The organism is Micromonospora sp. KC213 (genome assembly GCF_004348325.1).
Taxonomy (GTDB): domain Bacteria; phylum Actinomycetota; class Actinomycetes; order Mycobacteriales; family Micromonosporaceae; genus Micromonospora.
Genome location: NZ_SMKF01000061.1, coordinates 23,605 through 30,253 on the forward strand (window position 1 = coordinate 23,605; position 6,649 = coordinate 30,253).

The following is a 6,649-nucleotide window of genomic DNA, read 5'->3' on the forward strand; positions in this document are numbered from 1 at the left end:
AGGGGCGGCCCCGCGCGCCGATGAGCGACGGCCGGGGGCCGGGCGTGATCGACTCCTGCTGCGCCACGTGGCAGCGTCCGACGCCACCAACACCCCGCCTGCGGCAATCGGAGTTGATCACCCCGCCGCGCGGTGGATCAGCCGGCGAGGTGGGACCAGTGCGCTTCCAGGTCCTGCCAGTGGCCCTGGGCGGCCACCGTACCGGCCTGGAGGACCACCACGTGGTCGGCGCGGACCAATGCCGCCCGCTTGGACGTGGAGCCGATCACGGTCACCCCGTGTTCGCGCAGCGCCGCCCAGAGCGCCAGCTCCGTGGTGACGTCCAGCGCGGACGAGACGTCGTCGGCGACCAGCAGCTCGGTACGCGGCGCCAGTGCCCGGGCCAGCGCCAGCCGCTGCAACTGCCCACCAGACAGCCGGGTCCCCTTGTGCCCGATGAGCAGATCCAGCCCACCACCGGCGGCGGCCAGGTCGTGCTCCAGCTGGGCGGTCGCCACCGCCCCCGCCGCGTCCACCTCGTGGCCGAGGGCGACGTTGTCGGCGACCGTGCCGGACAGCACCCGGGGCAACTGCCCCACGTACCCCACCTGCCGCGGACGCAGGAACAACTCCGGTTCGGTGACCGGCTCGTCGTTCCAGCGCAGGGTGCCGGTGTGGTGCACGATCCCGGCGAGCGCCCGCAGCAGCGAGGACTTGCCGGCGCCCACCGGCCCCACGACCAGCACCAACTGCCCCCGCGCCACGGTCAGGTCGACGTCGCGCACGGCCAGCGTGCCGTCGCTGTGCAGCGCGCCGAAGCCGACCAGCTCCAGCCGCCGCAACGGCCGCCGGGCGGGCGGCTCGGGCGCGGGCGCGGTGCCGGCGGCGAGGTCCACCCCGGGCACCGGCGCCGAGTACGACGCGACTCCGCACATCGACACCGTCCGCCGGGTCCACACCTTCGCCGACGGGTAGTGCGACACCAGCGCCGCGGTCGTCCAGGCGAACCAGCGGGCCGCGCCCAGGGTGGAGACCGCCACCAGGGTGCCCCCGGCGGAGAGCCCACCGGCCAGGTAGAGCGCCCAGGCCCCGATGGGCAGCAGTCCGCTGGCCATCGCCGGGGTGGACCGGGCCCACACCTGCATGGTGATCTCCCGGCGCTGCCGGTCGCTGCGCACCACGTCCAGCCGGGCGAGGTGGTCCAGCACCGGACGGGTCGCCCCGGCCAGCTTCACGGTGCGCGCCGCCGACAGCGACGACACCAGCGCGGTGGCGAACGCGGCCCGGGCCTTGACCGTGCCCCGGGCGGAGCGTTCCAGGCGCGGACCGAACAGGGTCGCGGCCAGCCCGGAGACCACCATCGTGCCGACGAAGAACAGACCCGGCACGATGCTGCCGGTCACCACCGTCATGCTCACCAGCAGCGTCACCGCGATGAACTGGTCCATCAGGTTGTCGGCCAGCTGCACCACCCGTTCGGTGTCGCCGCCCTGGGCCACCACCTCGGCGGGGGTGTGGCCGCTGACCCGGCGTGGGCCGGTCTGGCCGTGCACCAGCCGCAGGCTGATCCGCAGCATCTGCCGCACCCACCACTGCGGAAACCACGCGTTGGTCAGGTAGGGCATCGGCAGCACCAGCAGCAGCGCGGCGGCGATGCCGAGCGCCGGCAGCCAGGGACTACCGCCGTCGACCACGTCCGCCCAGAGCCAGGGCAGCACCGAGCCGTCCACGCCGATCAGCACCATGACGGCGAACAGGCCGACCGAGACCAGCCCGTAGCGCGGGTCGTTCAGACCCAGCCGCAGGATCTCCCGCATGGTCCGCGCGGGCGGTCGCGGCGGCAGCGGCGGCGGGTCGCCCTTCGGTACGACCACCGGCGGCGGTGCCGCAGCCGGCGCGACGACCTCCGGCTCGGCGTCCCACTGCCCCACCGGCGCCGGCAGCAGATCCAGCCCGCCGCGGGGCGCGCCCGCCCCGGCGTACGCGCCGGCGTGGCTGGTGGCGAGCAGCTCGGCGAAACGGGCCGACTCGCGCAGCGGACCTGCCTCCAGCACCGCGCCGTCGGCCATCACCACCACCTCGTCACAGCGGCGCACCGAGGAGAGCCGGTGGGCGATGACGATGCCGATCCGGTCGGTGAGCAGCCGCTCGGTGGCCTCGCGTACCCGGTGCTCGGTGACCGGGTCAAGCCGGGCGGTGGCCTCGTCGAGGATCACCACGTGCGGGTCGCGGACCAGGATCCGGGCGAACGCCACCAGCTGTTCCTGGCCGGCGGAGAGCACGTGCCCGCCGTCACCGAGCCGGGTGTCCAGCCCGTCGGGCAACTCGGCGATCCAGCCGTCCAGCCCCAGCTCCGCCAGCGCCCGGCCGGCGTCGTCGAGCAGGTCGGGGTCGAAGAGGGCGACGTTCTCGGCGAGGGTGCCGGCAAGGATCTCGGTGCGTTGCGGCACCACGGCGATCCACTGGCGCAGCCGCTCGACGTCGAGGTCGGTCAGGTCGGTGTCGCCGAGGAAGATTGTCCCGCGCGGCACGTCCACCGCCCGGGTGAGCACCTTCGCCAGCGTCGACTTGCCCGAACCGGTCCGCCCGACCAGCGCGTACGACCGGCCGCGGACGAAGCTGAGCCGGACGTCGCGCAGCGCCGGGCCGCGCCGGACGTCGCCGCTGGACGGGTAGCGGAAGGTGAGGTTTCGTATGGTCAGGTCGCCGTCGGCCGGGCTCGCCCCGCCGGAGGGTTCCTGCCGGGCGTCGGAGAGCAGCTGCACCCGGTCCCAGGCGCCGAGGGCGTACTGCACCTGCGGCACCCAGCGGGCGAGGTGCTCGGTGGTGGCCCCGAAGGCGATGGCGAGCAGCCAGATCGCGGTGAGCCGGGCCCCGTCGACCCGGCCGGTGGCCAGCGCCCACGCTCCGCCGAGCACCACGGCGGCGACACCCACCCGGACGGTCCCGCCCGCGATCGCGGTGACCTTCGCCGTCATCCGGAACACCCGGCCGGCCCGGGTGAGCACCTCGGCGGCCCGCCGGGCGTAGAGGCGCAGCACGTACGGCCGGGCCAGGCTGGTCCGCACGTCGTCCTGGCCGTGTACGGCCTCCTCCATCACCGCGGCCAGGTCCGACCATGCCTCCTCCTCGGCCATCCGGGCTGGTCCGATGCGGGCGGTGGGGCGGCGCAGCGCCACCGCCAGCAGCACGATCAGCAGCACCATGGCGACACCGGCGGGCCACCAGACGAAGACGGCGGCCACCGTGGACAGCAGGCAGACCGCCAGGCCCTGCACCACCCGTACGCCGGTGTTACGCACCTCGGAGGCGACCTGGTAGACGTCGTTGTCGATGCGGTCGAGCAGCTCGCCGACCGGGGTGGTCTCCAGGGTGGGCAGGTCCTGCCCGAGCGCCACCCGGCAGAGCCGGCGGCGCACGTCGGCGGACCAGTCGGCGGTCAGCCGGGCCATCACCAGGCCGATAATCAGGTCGCTGGCGACGGCGGCGACCAGCGCCGCGGCGAGCCCGACGAACCAGCCCACCGACCGGTGCACCAGTACGGGGCCGGCCAGCGCCGAGGCGGCGGCCTGACCGCCGGCGCCGAGGGCTGTCAGGAACACCACCAGGGCCATCCGGCGTGGCGCGGTGGCCCAGAGATCACGGAGCAGGCGCATGGAACGGTCCCTCCGGGACTCGGGGTGGGGTGGGGGCGGCAACCCCAGCCTGGCCCCCCGGCGGCGACCGCTCAACGCATTTACGCCACTTGCGCAGGCACCGGTCTCAGGTTCCGGCGACCCGCCGCACGATGCCCAGCAACGCCTCCTGCACCTCGGTGATCGGCCGGTCGGGTTGGAAGACCAGCCAGTCGACGGCCACCACGAGCCCGACCCCGAACAGCGCCGACGAGGCGGTACGCACGTCCAGGTCGGCCGGAAGGTCTCCGCTGTCCACCCCGGCGCGGACGGTCTGCGCGATCACCTCGATCGCCTCGCCGCGCAGCAGCCGCAGGGTCTGCTGCCACTCGCGGTTGGTCCGCCACATCTCCGACAGCAGCAGCTGGGCGAAGGCCCGGTACCGCCGGATGTACTCCAGTTCGGCCCGGACCAGGGCGGCGAGCGCCTCGCGTGGCGGCAGCCCCGCCACCGCGGCCCGGAACTCGGCGGTGAGCAGGCCGATGCCGTGCCGCAGCAACTCCTCGAAGAGAGCCGTCTTGGACTCGAAGTTGTAGTAGACGGTGCCCTTGGCGACCCCGGCGCGAGCCGCGATGTCGTCCACGGTGGTGGCGGAGAATCCCTGTTCGGCGATGAGTTCCACCGCCGCCTCGAAGAGGCGTTGCCGGGTGTCCTCCCGCCGGCGTGATCGTCCGTCCGTCACTGGTCCTCCCCCGTCGACCCGGCCGGTGCGGGCCGGGTCTGCCTGCCGGCCTGCCGCCGTCCGCTGCTCCAGCATCCTCACATGCTCAGTTCGGGGTGCAGCCGGGCCGGGGTGAGCCGGCGGGCACGGCGGGCCGCGACGACGGTCAGCAGCAGCGCCGCGACTCCGAAGCCGGCGACGACCAGGGCGCCGGTGACCACGGTGGCGGCGGGGCCGCCGTTGGTGGTGTGTCGTAGACCCTGCACCACGTAGGTCATCGGCAGGTACGGGTGGATCACCTGGAAGAAGCCCGGCGAGGTCTGCACCGGGTAGGTGCCGCCGGAGGAGGTGAGCTGGAGCATCAGCAGGGCCAGCGCGGCGAGCCGGCCGGCCGGGCCGAGCTGCGCGCCGAGCCACTGCATGATCGCGGTGAAGGTGAGCGAGGTCAGCGCGAGCAGCCCGAGGGTGGCGCCCGGGTGAACCGGGTCCAGGCCGAGCGCCAGGGTGACCACGGTGAAGAGAACCCCGGCCTGGGCCAGCCCGATCGCCGCGGCGGGCAGCCAGCCGGCGAGCGCGACCCGCCAGGCGGGCGCGCCGGACATCACGTGCCGCTGGTTCACCGGCCGCAGCAGCATGTACGTGATCATCGCGCCGACCCAGAGCGCGAGCGCCAGGAAGTACGGGGCGAAACCCACCCCGTACGAGGCGGCGGGGTGCTGGCTGCTGCGGTCCAGCTGGACCGGATCGCCGAGGATGCCCGCGCGGTCGGCGGCGTCGGCGTACCCGGGAATTTTCTGCTCCCCGGCGGCGAGGCCGTCGGCGAGTTGGCCGGCGCCGCTCTCCAGCTTGGTGAGGCCGGCGGCGAGCTGCGCGCCGCCCCCGCCGAGCTGGGCCAGACCGCCGTCGAGGTCGCGGGCGCCGGTGGAGAGCCGGAACAGCGCGCCACGGATCTGGTGGACGCCGTCGGCGGCGCCACCGAGCCCGTCGCGCAGCTCGGCGTTGCCCTTGGCGACCTTGCCGGTGGCGTCGGCGAGCCGACCGAGGCCGTCGGAGAGCTGGTGGACCTTGGTACGCGCGTCGGCGACGTCGTCGGCCAGGTGCGGTGCGGCGGCGGCGACCTGGCGGGCGGTGGCGGCCACCTGCCGCATCTCCTTCTTCAGCTTCGCCAGGTCGAGCCGGTCGAGGGTGCCGGCCATCTTCCCGGCGGTGTCGACGAGGTTGTCGGCGGCGCGCCGGGCGGCGGTGACGTCCCGGTCGTCGGCGAGGTCGGGATGCTTGGCGACGAGTGTGTCGAGCCGGTCGCGTACCGCGCGCGCCTGGGCGACGGCGTCGTCGGCCTGCCGCGGGAGGGCGTCCAGGCCCGCGGCGAGCGCGTCGGCTCCGTCGGCGATGGCGGTGGCGGACCGGGCGATGCTGTCGGCGTTCTTCCGCAGCACCGGCTCGATCGTGCCGGCGGCGGTGTCGACGGTGCCGACCGCGGCGTCGACCTTCTCGGCGGCGGCGCGGGTCTGGGTGGCGACCTGGGCGCTGCCGTCGGCGAGTTGAGCCGCGCCGGTGCGTAGCTTGTCGATGCCGCCGGAGAGCTGGTCGGCGCCGCGGGCGGCCTGACCCAGACCGGCGGACAGCTTGCCGGCGCCCGCCTCGGCGTCACCGAGGCCGCCGGCGAGCCGGTCGGCGCCGTCCTGCGATCGGGTCAGCCCGTCGGCGAGTTGCCCGGCTCCGTCGGCGGCGTGGCCGGTCTCGGCCTTCAGGTCGGTGAAGCCGACCAGCATCCGGTCGAAGTAGCCGGTGGAGGCGCTCTCCGCGGCGGCGGCCCGGATCTCGCTGAACGCGGAGCGGGCCAGCAGGCCGGAGAGGTAGTTGGTCGCGTCGTCGTTGACGACCTTCAGCTCTGCCGGGCGGGCCGGGTGGTCCGGCTCGGGGTTGGCGGCCAGGGTGGCCGAGAAGTCCTCCGGGATGGAGAAGACCAGGTGGTACCGGCCGCTGCTCAGCCCGGCGGTGGCGTCCCGCGCGTCGGTGACGGTCCAGCCGAAGACCTTGCGGTCGAGCAGCCTCCTGGTGAGGTCCTGCCCGGCGTGCACCTCGCCGCCGTCGGCGGTCTTCGCCGGCCGGTCGGCGTTGACCAGCGCCACCGGGATGCGGTCCATGTTCCCGTACGGGTCCCAGAAGGCGTAGAGGTAGAGAGCACCGTAGAGCAGCGGGATCACGGTGAGGACGGCGAGCGCGGCGCGCGGCAGCCGGCCCCGGGTCATCCGGCGCAGCTCGAAGCGGGCCAGGCGGAAGACGCTCATCGGGTCACCTCGGCGGTGTCGGGGTCGGGGACGGCGGGCGGCGG

At 74.6% G+C, this 6,649-nt stretch carries 3 protein-coding genes; all 3 read right to left on the reverse strand.

The features are described 5' to 3' along the window. Positions 1–137 precede the first annotated feature (137 nt). A complete protein-coding gene (locus E1166_RS14840) occupies positions 138–3,635 on the reverse strand; it encodes an ABC transporter ATP-binding protein (protein ID WP_132339345.1) in 3,498 nt (1,165 codons plus the stop codon). A gap of 106 nt (positions 3,636–3,741) precedes the next feature. After that, positions 3,742–4,335: a TetR family transcriptional regulator gene (locus E1166_RS14845; protein ID WP_132263447.1), complete on the reverse strand. Its 594-nt coding sequence runs from the start codon at positions 4,333–4,335 to the stop codon at positions 3,742–3,744. Between the two features lie 77 nt (positions 4,336–4,412). Then, a complete protein-coding gene (locus E1166_RS14850) occupies positions 4,413–6,605 on the reverse strand; it encodes a YhgE/Pip domain-containing protein (protein WP_132339347.1) in 2,193 nt (730 codons plus the stop codon). Between the last annotated feature and the right edge of the window lie 44 nt (positions 6,606–6,649).

What these genes read in the sequence shown, in the direction of transcription:
- E1166_RS14850 (WP_132339347.1), bottom strand. Translation starts at nt 6,605, where the DNA reads ATGAGCGTCTTCCGCCTGGCCCGCTTCGAGCTGCGCCGGATGACCCGG.
- E1166_RS14840 (WP_132339345.1), bottom strand. Translation starts at nt 3,635, where the DNA reads ATGCGCCTGCTCCGTGATCTCTGGGCCACCGCGCCACGCCGGATGGCC.